A 15,123-nucleotide genomic window follows, 5' to 3' on the forward strand; every position below is an offset into this window, starting at 1 on the left:
TTTCGCTAGACTACTGCATCATGACCCCGGAATTGAGGATTGTCACCCGTACCCAAGGCGCGAACGCTGATCTGAAGAGCGGAGCGATCCGGTCAGCGTCAGTGAGCCTTGACTTTATCGAGGTCGATCCGCTTGTCGACGCGTTCCGACGCATGGTGCGCACGATCGAGTTCGATGCGAGCGAGATGTCGCTCACCACGTATTTATGCGCACGGCAGGCCGGAGTGCCGATCACTGCGCTGCCAATCTTCCTTGTTCGCGGACTGCACCACGGCGCGATGACAGTTCGTGATGCTGCCGGAATCACGACGCCCGCAGACCTCGAGGGTCGCAGAGTCGCCGTATCTCGGGGCTATAGCGTCACTACCGGAGTATGGGCGCGAGAGATTCTGGCGTCCGAATACGATGTCGATCTGCACGAAGTCAACTGGCTGCCGACAGCCGAAGAACACGTCACCGGGACGCCGCTTCCGCGGAACGTCCCCAAAGATGCCGTGGGACTAAGCGTTGAAGCTCTGCTAGAACATGAAGATGTGGATGCGGTAGTCGGTGTATCGGTCGACGGGCCAGGTTTGTCCCCTCTGCTTCCCGACGCCGACCAACTCGGCTTTGCGTCACTAGTCCACACTGGTTTGTACCCGATCAATCATCTGATTGTCGTGCGTGACGACGTCTTGACCGCCAACCCCGGTCTTGCTCTCGACCTATTCGATGCCTTCGCAGAAGCAAAAAACCGCTACGTAGCTCGGCTGATCCGCGACGACTTCGAGCCGATGAACGCGAATGATCGTATGTTGGCTCGGGTGTTCCGGGAGACCGGCAGCGATCCGCTCCCTTACGGCATCGCTTCGAATGCGGTAATGCTTGAGCGGCTAATAGCGTCCGCGCACGCTCAAGGATTGTTGACTCACGCGCCCTCCGTCGAGGAACTTTTCGCTGCTGAGACCCTCCATCTCAGCGCGTAGTCTTCGAGCTTTCAGCGAGAAATTCAAGCACCCGCGGACCAACCGTGGACGCTGTTTGCTCGGCCACTGGCACGTCCCAAAGCTGAGCTTCACGCAAGCATTCGCGCAAAAAGTGCGCCGCTGAGGGCGCATGCGAATCATCGGCACCCGGGATGATCAGCGCTGGAATGTCGAGTTGCATAAGGTCTTCCGGCTCGACCCCAGGAACTGTATCGCGATCAAACATGGTGCGTGCAATTCCGGCGACCACAGCCTGATAGCGGTCGACCTCGAGTCCAATGTACTGCTGCGCGAACTCGGCGTCAGTACGCAATACCGTGACCCACGGCCCGACCCGGGGATCTTTTGTGAATGGCAGCTCGTGGCTTCGTGCGGCATCAAGTACGGCGTTGAGACCGTGCTCGGAGACGAAGGCTTGGTGTGCTGCGAAGCGCAGATGCTGCTTCATCCGATATCCGGCCCCCCCCCGCGGGAGAGATCAGCACCATGCCGAGTACGCGACCGGGCTCGGCAACCGCTAACGCGGCCGCCGAGGAGCAGCCCACGCATCCGCCCATTACGAAAACTTCCTCGAGACCCAGATGGTCGAGAACGCCGAGTCCCTGGTGGACGTAGTCATCCCAGCGGATGCGCTCGACCCGACCGCCCGATAATCCCGATTCGCGCCTGTCGAACGTCACGCAGGTGTAGCGGGCGCTGAGTTTTTCGATGAGTCGCAATTCGCGGTAGTTGCCGAATGTATGCCAGTTCTCCAGTGAGGCGTCGAACCCTCCGGGCGAGTACATCAGTACCGCCGGCCCCGAGCCAGTGACGCGCAACCGAGTACGGATGCCGTCGATCACAATTTGCTCGGTACGTTCGTTCGGCTCGGCCTGTTTAGCGGTCATCCCGCAACTCCCCCCTTGATCTGTCGACCCGACCGTACATCTTCGGCGTACGTCGATATCGCATCGAACTCGACGCGCGCCACGGCGGCATACGCGTCGAGCGCTTTGCGGTCGAGAGTCGACGCGGCCGCTCCGACGGCGGCGTGCATGAGCCTGATGCGTCCATCGAGCCACGGCCCACCGCCGAAGCCACCCAGGACGGGGATGGCGACCGCAGCTGCGACAGCGGTTCCCGCCGCCAGGCCGGAGTTGGTGAAATTCAGCATTGAGGCGCCCGCGCGCTCTAGGCTTCGAGCCTCGTCGACCATCCCCGCTATCATCTCCGGAGGAATTTGCGCCTCCGCGGCAGACTCGTAAGCAACGCCTTGGCGCAATGCGGTCTGTGGCGTGATACCAAACTGGGCGATCACCGGTATTCCGGCACGCTCGATCGCTGTCACGCATTCGGGAAAGTCGATGGCACCATCGAGTTTCACGACATCCACGCCCGCCTCCTTGACCAGCCGGAGTGCGGCGGCAATCGCCGCATCGGGTCCGGACTGCAGCGGCCCGAACGGGAAGTCGCAGCTGACAAGCGCCCGCCGCACCCCGCGCCGCACCGCGCGTGCCACGAGCACCATCTCATCCATGGTCACCTCAAGGGGTGTCGCGTGACCCCAAAGGTGGACGCCTACAGTGTCACCAACGGAGATCAGGTCGACCCCGGCTCTATCGGCGATCGCGGCCGTCGGGGTGTCCCAGGCCACCACCCCCACGATCTTGACACTGTCGGCCTTCATCTGGCGAAGAACGGGCAGAGTTACGCGGTCGTTCGACACGGCGGTCATGCCCGGATCGCCACCAGCATTGCGTTTAGGTCGTCTTCGACTCCAGAGGCGATCAGCACCCGAGCAAAGGGTCGCAACGCCGCTACCGCCGCACGCGGCTCCGTGCCCTCGAAATCGGCCAACACGATTCCGGCGGTCATGATGCTTCGTGCCGAACAGGCTGCTCCGATAGTCGCCGCGATGTGGGCTCCGCTGTCGTCGGTAACAATCATGATGACGGCGTCGACTCCGTCAAGTCGCGTCGCTAGCGCCGTCGTCTCGCCTCCAAGTTCGGTTAGTAATACCCCTGACGCATCAGCTCCGGCGCGAAAGAACCGGGCCGAGTCCCAGCTTTCCAAGCTCGTGTTCTCTACCGCGGGCACGGCGGCGTCGTCGATCGCGATCACGCAGGCCGCCCGTGCGGGTGCTAGCGGGTAATCAAGGCGGAAGCGGGCCTCCGCAGTCGTTGTAGCCGAGGCGCTCGTACTGATCACGGTCACATCACACCGTTGCCTGCCGTACGCCTTCGCGAACGGTCATCTCGTCGGAGAGCGCGTCGATGAACGACTCCTCTTTGGCCAGCACCACCGCGGCGGATCGCACCCGGTGGTGAGCCGGGTCGACTCCGGGCGGGACGATTCCGTCGGCCTGAAGCGCGAGCACCGTGCGACGGAGCTTGGCCCGCGCCTTGATGATGCCACTGTCGGTCGGCACCAGTCGCTCTTTCGACCTGTCGACGATCGGCCCCATACTCTCTTGGAGAGAGGCGTCTTGGAGGGCGATGCCCGTGATCCCCGAGTACGCCTCGCCTCGACGTTGGGCGTCGCGATCCATCAGATAGTCGTTGGTTTTGTTGCGCACCGGAACATAGGTACCTGGGATGTTCTCGCTGTGCACCCCGTGGCCATCGATCATCGCTTGCCGCTCCTCGACGGTCAACGCACGGACTGGCAAGTAGTCAAAAGTGAACACCCAACAGTTCTCGTCGTCGATTGGAATCCAAAAATGTCCATGCACCGGATGATCGCCTCGGGGAGGCACCATGGTGAAGCTCGGCATCACCCAGGGCGTTATCCGCCAGTAGTAGGTACCGGGTTCAGCGTTGCGACGCGCTCCGATGAACAGCCCGCCGTCACTGTCGGTCACCTCGAAGAATGGCTTCAGGTCGTTGCGGTTGTACTCGTTTCCCTTATTACCTTTGAACAACGGGTCTCGATCTAGTGCACCAGAGTGCAGCCATGACACATGGCTCGAGTCGATTCCGCCCTCGAGCGCCTGCAACCAGTTGCTTTCCTGCAGGCGTTTCGACGTGAATGTCTGCTCTGCTGGTACATGCACCCACTCGTACTCGGGAAGCGGTGGTGTTGATGCTGATTCGCCCATGTAGGTCCATAGCACGTCGCCGATCTTGACCAGCGGGTATGACTTCAGTTTCACGTTGCTGCAGAAGGTGCTGTCGGCCGCTTCGGACGGAACATCGATGCACTGCCCCGTCGAGTCGTACTTCCAACCGTGATAGGGACAGCGCAGACCGCCCTCCTCGTTGCGCCCAAACCAGAGCGAGACTCCGCGGTGTGCGCAAAATTCGTCCATCAGCCCGTAACGCCCCTCGGAGTCGCGGAAAGCGATGAGCCGCTCCGACAGCAGCTTCACACGGACCGGCGGGCTGTCGTTATCAGGAAGCTCCTCGGCGAGCAGCGCGGGAATCCAGTACTGCCGAAATAGGGCTCCCATTCCGGTCCCTGGCCCGGTCTGGGTGAGTAGTTCGTTAATCTCCTGTCGCAGCATGGGCGCTTCCCTTTCTTTTGGCTGTGGCCGCTGGTGTTCAGATAGCCCGGATGAGTTGTTTTAGCGGCACAGCTGCGTCGGCCGCGGCGACGCGGTCGATGGTAGATGCCCGCCCGAGCGCCGTGCGAACTGCGAGGTAGTCGGCCATCTGGTTCACGGCGTCAGTGGCTAATAGCCGATCGTTGCTGTAATAGACGACCGAGAAGTGTTCGGAATCGGGTTCGCCCCGCACAACGAAGTCGTCATATTTTTGGCTGAGTCCGGCAATCTGAATCTTGAGGTCGTATTGATCCGACCAGAACCACGGCACCGCGTCGTGCGCTGCCGGAAGTCCCAGCAGGCTCAGCCCGGCTACCTTCGCCTGGGCTGTCGCGTTCTGAGTGGATTCGAGCCGCACACGGCCGGCACCAGTAAGCGGATTCGGCATGACCGTGCAATCGCCGGCAGCTACCACCCCCGGTCTGCTAGTGCGCGCCGCGGAATCCACCAGGATGCCGCCGTCACATTCGATACCGGCACGTTCCGCGAGTTCGTAGCGAGGCAGTATCCCGACTCCGACGATTACGAGGTCGGCTGCGATGGCGGATCCGTCAGCAAGGCGGACCGTCGCAACGCGACCGGCACCCTCGAACGCTGCAACCTGCGTGTTTAGGCGTACGTCGACTCCACGCCGCGTATGAGCGTCGTAGAGGAACGTCGACATCACCGGCGCAACGGCGCGGGCCGCGAGCCTGTCGAGAGCCTCCACGATCGTCACCGTTTTGCCGGCAGATTTGGCCACCGACGCCGCTTCGAGTCCGATGAATCCCCCCCCGACTACAACCACGCGCTCAGCGCTTCCCAGTTCACGCCGCAGGGCGATCGCGTCATCAATTACGCGAAGGTAGAGCACTCCGCGGAGATCAGCGCCGGGGATCGCCAGCCGCCGCGGGCGCGCTCCGGTGGTAAACGCAAGCAAGTCGAACGGGATCTCTGCCCCCGACGCAGTCGTCGCAATTCCATCGGGCCGAGCAGGTTCGACGAAGGCCACGTCAACCACGGGGTCGTCTACGCGCACATCGATTCGTTGATCGTTATAGAACTGATCGGTGCGCAGCTCCAGTCGGGTCGGGTCAATGGCTTCCTCTAGGAACTCTTTGGACAGTGGTGGCCGCGAATACGGTGGGTGTGACTCGGCACCGGCGAGTGTGATCGACGCGTCGTACCCGTTTTCACGCAAAGTAGAGGCCACTTGTACGCCAGCCTGCCCGGCGCCGATCACCAGGGCTGCGTTATTCACGGCTGCGTCTCCGGCGTAGTCACTCTGAGTCCGTCGAGTTCAGATGTGATTCGAATCTGGCAGGAGAGCCGACTGTTACCGCGCGGGTCGCTCACCGCCATCTCAAGCATGTCCACCTCTATGCCGGTTGGAGCGCCGACGATGTTCATGAACTCGGGATCGACATAGACATGACAGGTTCCACACGTGCAGTTCCCCCCGCACTCGGCAACAATGCCGGTAACCCCGTTCTTCACGGCCGTCGACATGACGCTGTCACCTATGGTGGCATCGACATGACGCTCAGCGCCGCCTGCTGACGTGTAGACGATTTTGGTCATCGTTGCCCTTGTTCCGCCGAATATCTAATGGTTAGTCCATTATGCCTCTATTCCACGTTCGGCGCATTGATGAACTTTGGTAGGCCTCGCAGATCATGCGAGGCCAGTACGAAATCTGCAGAATTTTCGAGGCGTTGGAACGAGCTCGCGCATTCCTCCTCGTCGCTGTTGAGGGTGCACGCGGCATGTCCGCCCCCGAGTGCCGTCCAATTTTCCAGCCGACTCACCAGGTCGCCCGCAACAGCGACGCGTCCGTGCACGGTCTCGAAGACCACGCCGGCTGATCCCGGCGAATGTCCGGGCAGATGCAACACCGTGCACCCGGACGCCACCTCGATGTCGCCGGCTACGCGATGCAGACGATCGAAAATTCCGAGCCAAGCCGGGATCACACCGTCGAAGCCGACCTCGTATCCGCCCAGGTGCTGCGTGTCGGGCGCTATGGCGTACCGTACTTCTTCCTCTTGGACCCAGAATCGCGCGTTAACAAGGTGCTCTCCGTTGCCCGAGTGGTCGTAATGCAAGTGGGACAGAACGACATCGATGATCGAGTCTGGATCCACCCCTGCTGCCCGAATTGCTCGATCGATGCGGTGTTCAGGCCGGACCTCTAATGGGAAGTGAATCGCTGCGGTGGTAAAGGTCGGCGCTGCTGGCCCTGTATCGACGAGCACATTCGACCCGTCGGATCCTCGCCCCAGCCACGCGATGCACGGAGCACGGACCGCTTCGGTCCGCGGCCAGCCGAGCACGAACTTGTCGACTGGGAAAGCGGTGAACCAGCCTGTGATTAGCGGTGTGAGCTCGTATGTGACAGCCATGGTTTTGATTCGCGACCAGGTTAGACCAGGTTGACGATCACGCTCTTCTCCCGGGTGTAGCCCAGTACCTCGCTGAGGCCGCCTTCCTTGCCTATACCGCTGTGCTTGAAGCCCCCGAAAGGTACACCGGCAGGGCGGCTAGTTTCCCCGTTGATCCAGACCATTCCTGCCTCGAGACGTTGGGCGGTGCGATGCGCGGCGGTGAAGTCGCGGGTCCATACGTTGGCAGTTAGCCCGTACTCGACTCCGTTCGCTAGCTGCAGCATCTCGTCGTAGTCGTTCCAGGTCAATACGGACATGACAGGTCCGAAGATCTCCTCGTTCGCGATCCTCATTTGGGGATCGACATCGGTGAATACAGTCGGGGCGATGAAGTACCCGACATCGAGGCCTGCGGGGCGGGTACCTCCGGTAGCGAGCGTGGCGCCCTCAGATTTTCCGATCTCGATATAGTTCATTACTCGCTCGTAGTGGGTGGCAAAACTGATAGGACCCATCTCCACATCATCACGATGCGGATCCCCCACGCGAAGAGTCTCGACTAGCGCAACTAGAGCCTCGATGAACTTTCCCGCGATCGACTCGTGCACCAAAATACGCGATGTCGACTGGCATGACTGACCACTCGATCGACGCAAGTTCATGCCCGTCACCGCGGCTCGGACGGCAGCGTCGACGTCAACATCAGGGAAGACAATCATCGGATTTTTCCCGCCGAGTTCGAGACTGACGTGCTTGATGCCCTCGGCAGCCGCACGCAGGATCGCTCGACCGGTCGGCACACCGCCAGTAAAGGCGAGGCGATGGACCCGGGGGTGCTCTACGAGGGCCGCGCCGGCCTCGGTACCTGTGCCGGTCACCACATTTAGTACGCCATCTGGAAGCAGATCGGCTGCAATCTCGGCAAACCGAAGCGAAGATAACGAGGTATGTTCCGAAGGCTTCAATATGACCGAGTTGCCGACAATAAGCGGCGCCGCCGACTTTCCTACCGTATACAGAAGGGGGTGATTGAATGCGGTGATCCTCCCGACCACGCCGTAGGGTTCGCGAAAAGTCAGGCCGAACTGGTCGGCAGTCCATGGGATCGAGTCACCCTTGGCCTCGCCACCGAGTCCGGCGAAGTAGCGCAGTTCCTCACCCGCGCGCATCGCGTCATATCTCATACCGCTGATGGGGTTTCCGGAATCAGTAGTATCGAGCCGCGCGAGTTCCTCCGCCGAGTCGGCGAGGCGCACCGCCAGTTCCCCGAGCAGGTCCGCACGGGCTCGCCATGACAGCGCAGTCCACGATCGGCCCCCTTCCTCTGCGCGCTCGACCGCGGACGCGACATCCGCCGCACCGCCAGCGGGTACTGAGCCAATCTCTTGTTCGGTTGACGGATTGATCACTGGCAGCAGGTGACCGTTGGCAGCACTGTGGAGTTGCCGGCCGAATCGCATTGGATGCGTTGGCCCTTCTGAAGCGATAATCATGGCGGTTCCTATATTTCTGTCTCAACGATGGGGAGTGGAGTCAACGCCGCTTAGTGCATGAACGATCCACCGTCGATGACCAGCGTCTGGCCGGTGATGAAATCGCTGTCGGCGGAGGCGAAGAACACCACCGCGCCCTCTAAATCGCTTGGGTGTTGTACGCGAGCAATCGCGCGGTCGCTCTTGGCTGCGTCGCGCATCGCAAGCGTGTCGGCGTCGGGGTGCTCCTCGCTGAGCGTGCTGCCGGGGGCAACACAGTTCACCGTGATGCCCGAGGGGGCCATCTCGCGGGCAAGGGTCTTGGTGAATCCGAGGATGCCCGCCTTACTCGTCACGTAATGGATGCGGCTCGCCGATCCCTTGAGTGCTGTGCCTGAACTAATGTTCACCACCTTGCCGTAGCCTTGCTTGGTCATTGCAGGGAATACTGCGCGTGCGGCGAGCCACGGTCCACGCAGGTTGATTGCCATCATCCGATCCCACTCTTCGACTTCGATCTCGTTGAAGGGCGAACGCGACATGGGCACGGTGGCGAAAAGTGCAGCGTTATTAATTAGCACGGTGATTTTGCCAAACGCACTTGTCGCAGCATCCGCCATTGCGTTCATGCTGCCCTGGTCGCGCACGTCGACCTGCACGCCGATCGCCTGGAAGCCCTTTTTGCGCAGCTCCTCGGCACCTTCCTCGACCGAACTCCCGTCGATGTCCGCGAGGACAACAGAGGCGCCCTCGGCGACGAATCGGCGCGCATACACCTTTCCGATGCCGTGTCCTGCGCCCGTGATGATAGCGACACGGTCGGATAAGCGGCCGAGGTGAGTAGTGGTCATGTTGATCTCCAAGTGGTTTATTGGTTGATGGATGAGAAAGTGGTCACCACGACGCGCGTGGGCTCGTAATACTTGCAACGTAAGCGGCGTTCATGACTGTCGGTCCGGTGAGTTCCGCGCCGCTGAGCTCACTGTGGACGCGCCCGTCGCCGATCACCAGGATGCGGTCGCAGATATGGGCAAGGTCCTCGTATTCCACGCTCGCGACGAGCACGGCACGGCCAAGCTGAGCCTGCTCCCCGAGTACGCGAAAAATCTCCTTCTTTGTTCGCACGTCGATTCCCTCGGTTGGCTCGTGCAGTAATAGCACTCCCGGATCAGTTGCCAGCCATTTGCCGAGGAGCACCTTCTGCTGGTTGCCGCCGCTCATCGATCCGATTCGCGCTTCGGAATCGGCTGGCACGACGTCAAACTTGTCGATCGCGATGCGAGTTTCGATGCGCTCGCGCCGACTACTGATGAATCCGCCGGCTCGCATATGTCGCAGCCGCGGCTGCACAATATTCTCGCGAATAGTCATCCGATCGATGACGCCGCGACGGATGCGGTCGCTGGGAATTAACACCATTCCCTGCCGAAGCCGGGTCGCGATCGGTACCCGACCAACCCTCGACTCAATACCGTCGATCGTGACCGAGCCCGATGCGGCTCGTTCAGTGTCGAACAGCAGGTAGGGAATTTCTTCAAACCCCGAACCCTCAATGCCGGTGACGCCGACAATTTCGCCTGCGTTCACGGTCAAGTCGATGCCGCGCACCGTCGAGCCGCTCAGCCCGCGCACGACGAGTCGTCGTCCCTCCTGCGGCTGCATGTCAATTCGCGGCGGGTAGAACGAGTCCAAAGAAGCGCCCACGATGGCCTCGACGATGCCCTCGTCGGTCGCCTCCCCGGACGCGATCACGCTTACTAGGCGCCCGGCGCGCAGCACCGCGACTTCGTCGCTTATTTCGCGAAGCTCGTCTGGCCGATGTCCAACAAATAGCATGCCCAACTGCTCCTTGATCACAATCTTTTGCAGCCATTCGCCCAGCAGCCGACTCTCGTCGGCACCCATCGCAGCAGTGGCTTCGTCGAGCACGAGCACACGTCGTTCCTCGCCGACTCGCCGACGCAAGGCTCGGATGATGGCGAGCTTCGCACGGTCGGCGGCACTTAGAGATGCAGCGTCCGCGTCGAGCCGCACTAAAACGTTGTGCTCATCCAACTCGGCTGCGGCGACGCGACGCTCCGCCGACCAATCAATTCGACCTCGGCCACCTGCGTAACCGTGACCGAGCGCGAGGTTGTCGAGTACGCTCATCCCACTGACAAAGCCCTTATCTTGATGGACGAAGCGGATGCCGGCTCGATAAGCATCCTGCGAGCGAAAGTGCCGAGGCAGTTGCGTGCCGCCGACCGCCACCTCACCAGCATCGGCGTGATGATAGCCCGCGAGGATCTTGACCAACGTGGATTTGCCTGAGCCGTTGGCCCCCGCCAGGCCGACAACTTGGCCAGGGCCGATCCGTAGAGTGACGTCCTCCAGAACGGGGCGGCCGCCGTTGAAAGCTTTGCGGATACCGGTGATCCACAACCGCGATGTGTCCCGTTCCAGTGAGTCGGCGACCACCTGCTACTTACCCCAGTGCGCGTAGTAGGTTTTGGTCAGCGCGTCAGGCGACCCGGTGTACCACTCGCCCGTCGCATAATTTTCGGCTGCTACCGTGATTGACCCAATGTTTTTGGAAGTGAAGACGCGGATCGCGGGGGTAGCTTCCTTTACTACTGGAGCACCCACAACGTAGCGGAGGGCCTGGTCGGCTGCGTTCAACCCCATCTCGGGAAGGTTCTGGCCAATTTCGGCGGCGATCAGTTCCCCACGTGAGAGCGCCTGCATCTGCTGCAGCGATCCGTTGACTGTGACAACCTTCACACTGCTGCTCTTACCAGCTTGGCTGATCGCCGGGTTGGTGTATGCGGCCATCGGGTCGAACACTGGCACGACGTAGTTGATGTCGGGGTTCTGCGCCAGTTTTGACGACACGACTGCCCCTAGATCAGACGCCCAACTCGTGATCGCGACGCCAGCCGAAACAATCGAGCAATCCGGGCACCTCTTCTTCAGTTCGACCCGGAAGGCTTTATCGACGTAGTCGGAGCCGACAATTCCGGGCGAAGAGATGAATAGGACCTTCGCCTTGCCCTTCGAATCCGATGCGATGAAGTCGGCTGCGAGGGTACCAGAGAGGGCATCCGGCGGTGCGGCGTTGCCGCTGACTAGAGCGGTGTCGGCATCGAGTGGGGACGCATCGACGCCAGACGCCTTCACCTCAGTCTGTGTCGGGAAATCGAGTGCCGAGATCACCGGGATGTTCTTGGCCTTGGCCGCGTCGATACCCTGGGAGTAGACCTTCGGGTCCCCGCCGATCACGATGATTGCTTTGACCGACTGCGAGATGCCTTGGTTGATGCAACCTGCAACGTTCACGGCCACGCCGCTCGCGTCGCAGCGCTGAACGACCGCACCGACATGGGTCAGGGCGGTTCTAGCGCTTTGCGACACCGCGGCCACTGCCGGGTTAGCGCCGGACAGATCAATGACTTCGACGACTTTGCCTGATGCCGCGGTCGCATTGAATGGCTGACCGACTGGTTTCGGTACCTTGGTCGTGAGGTACGGCTTGAGCGCGGCCGCAGCGGCCGCGACCCCTGCGGAGCCGGATCCCGATCCCGATCCCGATCCCGAAGACGACGTGGGAGCCGGTGACGAGCAGCCAGCGAGGACGCCGACGATGAAAACGCTGACGATCGCCGAAGTTGCGATAGTAGATCCGAGTCGGGTAACGACGGTGTCAACCATGATTCTTCCTTCCGATTAAGTGCCCATAATTTGCGGCTATCCCCGAAACGGCGATAATCGCGACCAGCGCGACGCCATAGAACACATTGCTCACCCATGTGCCGGCGCCGAGCACTTGGATGCCGAAAATCCCCGTGGCGAGGAAGTACAACGAGACGACGGTTCCGAGCGGATTGACTTGGCCGGGCGTGAAGACGAGCGTTCCGAGGAACGTCGCGGCGAACGCCGGAAGAAGCAATGGTTGGAACGAGGTGGGGTCGGCACCACCGGCGACTCCGATTGAAATCACACCGGCGATGCCAGCAATTAGCGAGCCAGCCACAAAGCTTAGGATGCGCAGGCGGTTTCCCCGGATGCCAGAGAGTCGGGCGACCTCGCGATTGAAGCCTAGGAAGAGCATCGACCGCCCAAGTGGCATGTGCCGGATCACGTACCAGAGCACTAACGCGAGCACGATTGCGATGAAGAAAGCGACACTTACCCCACCGATTGGCAGGTTGACAAAATGGCTTAGCTCGGGGGATACGCCGCCAACCGACTGCGAGTTCGACACCAGCAAGGTGATACCGAGCGCGAGTGTCCCCATGCCCAGCGTGACAATCAGGCCTTGCACTCGCAATAGCACCGTGATGAGTCCGCTGATCAGACCGGCCACAGCCGAAGTCCCCACAGCGACGATGATGGCAACAATCGGTGAGATACCGAGCACACCATTCAGTTGACCGAAGATGATCGCGCCGAGCCCCATGACGGAGGCGACCGATAGATCGATCTCGCCTACAGCAAGGGTTGGGACGACCGCGAGGGCGAGCACCACGAGGGAGGCCTGCGAACTGGCTAACTGGCTAAAAGTGTTGATGTTCAAGAAAATTTTTGGTGCGATCGCTATAAACACGACGATCTCTATAAGCCAGAGGGCGAGCAGTCCAAACCTGCTGACGAAACTTTTCGTTGTGACGGGAGCCCATCGCCGACCAGGTGCGTGACTCATTTCAGCCGCTTTTGTCACGTGTCCTCCTTGACACAAATCATTCGCTCAGCGAATATTGTTCGCAGTTAGATATGCTATCTGACTTTTACGGACAAGCGCAAATGGTCCTACCAACGCAGTGGCGACCAGCGCGGAAAAAGCGTCGTAGAGGGCTGTTAGAGAGTGGTGCCGAGGCGCTCGGCCGCAGTTTTCAGTACCGGAAGCACTCGGTCCAGCATTTCGAGCACTGTCTCACGCGCGGAGAAAGTAGCCACGCTCATTGCTGCGAATACTTGACCACGATGGTCAACCACCGGCACGGCGAGCGACCGCACACCGGGGCCGAGCTCCTCGTCGGTGAGCGCATACCTGGCCTCGCGCGCGACCGCGACCTGCTGTCGCGCGCGCTCGATTGTGTCCAAAGGTTCCTGCACCCCGCCGAGATAGTCATCAAGCTGTTCTTCATTCAGCGTCCCGAGCAACATCCATCCCGTCGCCGATAGGTACGGCGGCAGTCGACTACCCACCCGAACATTGGTGGCGACTAAGTGATCTGGTTCGGCACGCGCAATGAACAGCACGTCCCCTCCCTCGAGTACGGCAAGAGACGCGGCCTCGTGAAGGTGGTCACGCACCGAGTCGAGGTGTTTCTGTGCCAGGCGCGGCAGTGCCGCAGTCTCGAGGTAAGTGGCAGCAAGCCGTACCATGCGCGGGGTAGGACGATAGAATTTGCCGTCAAAGACTACGTATCCCGTTGCTTCAAGTGTTAATAGGCATCGCCGCGCCATGGCGGGGGCCACGCCAATGGCACGCGCGGCCTCCGTAATACTGAGTTGGGGGCGTCCGGCCGAGAACGATTCCATAATCGCCAAGCCTCTGGCAAGTCCAGCGTTGGCCTCCGATTTCGGAGTGCTGCCGTTCATCGCGGCGGATACGAGTGAGGCGATGGAGGTCATTCCTTTCGTATCGATTTGATTTGAATCCTACGATAGGAGCATGACCATCAGAATCGACCCCAGCAAGCCACCCGCAATCAGCAGCTCTGGTCGCTTGTTTATGCCGATCCCGATGGGACGTATGTCGGCCGCGATAGTTGACCGCATTCGCAGCCTGATTTACTCCGGCGATCTCGTCGCCGGTCAGGGTTTGCCCTCGGAGCGTGAGCTTTGCGTTCTATTTGAGGTGAGTCGTGTAACTGTGCGCGAGGCGTTGCGCATGTTAGAGGCGACGGGGCTTGTGCAAATTCGGGTGGGAGCGGGGGGCGGCGCGTTTGTCACCGCGCCAACCAGCGCGAAGGTGGGTGAGGGCATCACCGAGATGCTCGCCCTTTCGACGATCACCGCAACCGAGGTCACCGAGGTGCGCCAGCTACTCGACGGCGGTACTGTCGCCCTGGCCTGCGAACGGGCCACCGATGATGACATCGCCGATCTGCTCGCTATCTGCGATGCCGCTGATCTCGCGCGATCCCACAATACGTACGACCCTGCAACCTCCGCGGAATTCCACATACGCCTTGCGCGCTCTACTCACAACCGAGCACTGGCGATGCTGGTTGAATCACTACGGGTGCCCCTGCTGATGTCGCTCGAACAGGCCCGACTCACCGACCCAGTCATGGGCAACCGAGGCAACGACGAGCACCGCGCTCTCGTTGAGGCAATCCGGGCACGTGACGTCGCCGGGGCGCAGGAGGTCATGGCAGCCCACCTCGATCGCACGCTGCGGCGCATCGCGACATAGCGCGCAGTTTTTTACCGCCGCTAACTCCGTTTGCGATCCGCATCAACCGCTCGGCTACAGAACAACGCCACATCAAAACGCCATACCGTCAAAATCTCCTCTTCGCACGCGGAACCGTTACCTGACGGCAAAGCTGTCGCGCTCAAGGTTCCCCTGCGGGCACTCGTCCAGGTCCACAGGAACCTGGAATCGGTCTCGAAGAGCGCGGTGGAAGAGGTCTCGGCGGCCGTGCTGACGAGAGACGAACTCTTTCCCTTTGGGGGAGCGAAAAGTGAGTCACCGGACAGTGCTCCGGCACCCAGCTTCTAGTGTCGCGTGTTAATGGTCTCTTTACGTTTGATCTTGCCGGGTAGGTGGTCGGCGGTTTTGACCCATTTGAATGGTTCGGCGCGTTGGTTGT

16 protein-coding genes are annotated in these 15,123 nt (G+C 60.9%); 2 read left to right on the plus strand and 14 right to left on the minus strand.

What is annotated here, in order from left to right:
• The first annotated feature begins 20 nt into the window (after positions 1-20).
• Positions 21-965 (plus strand): substrate-binding domain-containing protein, encoded by a 945-nt coding sequence (locus ABIB56_RS17230; protein WP_354570455.1) that lies wholly within the window; start codon positions 21-23, stop codon positions 963-965.
• On the opposite strand, the gene ABIB56_RS17235 is transcribed toward ABIB56_RS17230, so the two are convergent.
• The 14 genes from ABIB56_RS17235 to ABIB56_RS17300 form a co-directional block, all read right to left on the minus strand.
• On the minus strand, positions 955-1,413 hold the full coding sequence (locus ABIB56_RS17235) for a hypothetical protein (RefSeq protein WP_354570471.1): 459 nt from the start codon (positions 1,411-1,413) through the stop codon (positions 955-957). The two genes, ABIB56_RS17230 and ABIB56_RS17235, sit on opposite strands and share 11 nt — an antisense overlap.
• On the minus strand, positions 1,343-1,852 hold the full coding sequence (locus tag ABIB56_RS17240; protein WP_354570456.1) for an alpha/beta fold hydrolase: 510 nt from the start codon (positions 1,850-1,852) through the stop codon (positions 1,343-1,345). The genes ABIB56_RS17235 and ABIB56_RS17240 overlap by 71 nt, the downstream gene beginning before the upstream one ends.
• Positions 1,849-2,679, minus strand: coding sequence for a 3-methyl-2-oxobutanoate hydroxymethyltransferase (locus tag ABIB56_RS17245; RefSeq protein WP_354570457.1), 831 nt, complete (start codon positions 2,677-2,679; stop codon positions 1,849-1,851). The genes ABIB56_RS17240 and ABIB56_RS17245 overlap by 4 nt, the downstream gene beginning before the upstream one ends.
• Positions 2,676-3,152: a hypothetical protein gene (locus tag ABIB56_RS17250; protein WP_354570458.1), complete on the minus strand. Its 477-nt coding sequence runs from the start codon at positions 3,150-3,152 to the stop codon at positions 2,676-2,678. Before ABIB56_RS17250 ends, ABIB56_RS17245 begins: the two co-directional genes overlap by 4 nt.
• A gap of 7 nt (positions 3,153-3,159) precedes the next feature.
• Positions 3,160-4,446 carry an aromatic ring-hydroxylating dioxygenase subunit alpha gene (locus ABIB56_RS17255; RefSeq protein ID WP_354570459.1) on the minus strand — a complete coding sequence of 429 codons (1,287 nt, stop codon included), beginning with the start codon at positions 4,444-4,446 and terminating at the stop codon, positions 3,160-3,162.
• A 37-nt stretch (positions 4,447-4,483) separates the two neighbouring features.
• The gene (locus ABIB56_RS17260; protein WP_354570460.1) at positions 4,484-5,725 is read right to left on the minus strand and encodes an NAD(P)/FAD-dependent oxidoreductase; all 1,242 of its coding nucleotides are present in this window, start codon (positions 5,723-5,725) and stop codon (positions 4,484-4,486) included.
• On the minus strand, positions 5,722-6,045 hold the full coding sequence (locus ABIB56_RS17265; RefSeq protein ID WP_354570461.1) for a 2Fe-2S iron-sulfur cluster-binding protein: 324 nt from the start codon (positions 6,043-6,045) through the stop codon (positions 5,722-5,724). The genes ABIB56_RS17260 and ABIB56_RS17265 overlap by 4 nt, the downstream gene beginning before the upstream one ends.
• Positions 6,046-6,092: 47 nt before the next feature.
• A complete protein-coding gene (locus tag ABIB56_RS17270; RefSeq protein ID WP_354570462.1) occupies positions 6,093-6,866 on the minus strand; it encodes an N-acyl homoserine lactonase family protein in 774 nt (257 codons plus the stop codon).
• Between the two features lie 20 nt (positions 6,867-6,886).
• Positions 6,887-8,341, minus strand: coding sequence for an aldehyde dehydrogenase family protein (locus tag ABIB56_RS17275; protein ID WP_354570463.1), 1,455 nt, complete (start codon positions 8,339-8,341; stop codon positions 6,887-6,889).
• Positions 8,342-8,391: 50 nt separating this feature from the next.
• Positions 8,392-9,171, minus strand: coding sequence for an SDR family NAD(P)-dependent oxidoreductase (locus tag ABIB56_RS17280; RefSeq protein WP_354570464.1), 780 nt, complete (start codon positions 9,169-9,171; stop codon positions 8,392-8,394).
• A gap of 43 nt (positions 9,172-9,214) precedes the next feature.
• Positions 9,215-10,780 carry an ATP-binding cassette domain-containing protein gene (locus ABIB56_RS17285; RefSeq protein ID WP_354570465.1) on the minus strand — a complete coding sequence of 522 codons (1,566 nt, stop codon included), beginning with the start codon at positions 10,778-10,780 and terminating at the stop codon, positions 9,215-9,217.
• Between the two features lie 3 nt (positions 10,781-10,783).
• A complete protein-coding gene (locus tag ABIB56_RS17290) occupies positions 10,784-12,010 on the minus strand; it encodes a sugar ABC transporter substrate-binding protein (RefSeq protein ID WP_354570466.1) in 1,227 nt (408 codons plus the stop codon).
• Positions 12,003-13,001 carry an ABC transporter permease gene (locus ABIB56_RS17295; RefSeq protein ID WP_354570467.1) on the minus strand — a complete coding sequence of 333 codons (999 nt, stop codon included), beginning with the start codon at positions 12,999-13,001 and terminating at the stop codon, positions 12,003-12,005. Before ABIB56_RS17295 ends, ABIB56_RS17290 begins: the two co-directional genes overlap by 8 nt.
• Before the next feature lie 155 nt (positions 13,002-13,156).
• Entirely contained in the window at positions 13,157-13,936 is a 780-nt protein-coding gene (locus ABIB56_RS17300) for an IclR family transcriptional regulator domain-containing protein (protein WP_354570468.1), read from the minus strand.
• 40 nt (positions 13,937-13,976) lie between these two features.
• On the opposite strand from ABIB56_RS17300, the gene ABIB56_RS17305 reads away from it, so the two are divergent.
• The gene (locus ABIB56_RS17305) at positions 13,977-14,723 is read left to right on the plus strand and encodes a FadR/GntR family transcriptional regulator (protein ID WP_354570469.1); all 747 of its coding nucleotides are present in this window, start codon (positions 13,977-13,979) and stop codon (positions 14,721-14,723) included.
• Positions 14,724-15,123 lie beyond the last annotated feature (400 nt).

The sequence above is a fragment of the Glaciihabitans sp. UYNi722 genome (assembly GCF_040549465.1).
GTDB lineage: Bacteria > Actinomycetota > Actinomycetes > Actinomycetales > Microbacteriaceae > Lacisediminihabitans.

Bases quoted from the DNA above. Each gene is read 5' to 3' on its own strand.
- ABIB56_RS17235 (WP_354570471.1), bottom strand. From the start codon at position 1,413: ATGAAGCAGCATCTGCGCTTCGCAGCACACCAAGCCTTCGTCTCCGAG.
- ABIB56_RS17255 (WP_354570459.1), bottom strand. From the start codon at position 4,446: ATGCTGCGACAGGAGATTAACGAACTACTCACCCAGACCGGGCCAGGG.
- ABIB56_RS17230 (WP_354570455.1), top strand. From the start codon at position 21: ATGACCCCGGAATTGAGGATTGTCACCCGTACCCAAGGCGCGAACGCT.
- ABIB56_RS17295 (WP_354570467.1), bottom strand. From the start codon at position 13,001: ATGAGTCACGCACCTGGTCGGCGATGGGCTCCCGTCACAACGAAAAGT.
- ABIB56_RS17280 (WP_354570464.1), bottom strand. From the start codon at position 9,171: ATGACCACTACTCACCTCGGCCGCTTATCCGACCGTGTCGCTATCATC.
- ABIB56_RS17305 (WP_354570469.1), top strand. From the start codon at position 13,977: ATGACCATCAGAATCGACCCCAGCAAGCCACCCGCAATCAGCAGCTCT.
- ABIB56_RS17300 (WP_354570468.1), bottom strand. From the start codon at position 13,936: ATGACCTCCATCGCCTCACTCGTATCCGCCGCGATGAACGGCAGCACT.
- ABIB56_RS17245 (WP_354570457.1), bottom strand. From the start codon at position 2,679: ATGACCGCCGTGTCGAACGACCGCGTAACTCTGCCCGTTCTTCGCCAG.
- ABIB56_RS17290 (WP_354570466.1), bottom strand. From the start codon at position 12,010: ATGGTTGACACCGTCGTTACCCGACTCGGATCTACTATCGCAACTTCG.
- ABIB56_RS17275 (WP_354570463.1), bottom strand. From the start codon at position 8,341: ATGATTATCGCTTCAGAAGGGCCAACGCATCCAATGCGATTCGGCCGG.
- ABIB56_RS17240 (WP_354570456.1), bottom strand. From the start codon at position 1,852: ATGACCGCTAAACAGGCCGAGCCGAACGAACGTACCGAGCAAATTGTG.
- ABIB56_RS17265 (WP_354570461.1), bottom strand. From the start codon at position 6,045: ATGACCAAAATCGTCTACACGTCAGCAGGCGGCGCTGAGCGTCATGTC.
- ABIB56_RS17270 (WP_354570462.1), bottom strand. From the start codon at position 6,866: ATGGCTGTCACATACGAGCTCACACCGCTAATCACAGGCTGGTTCACC.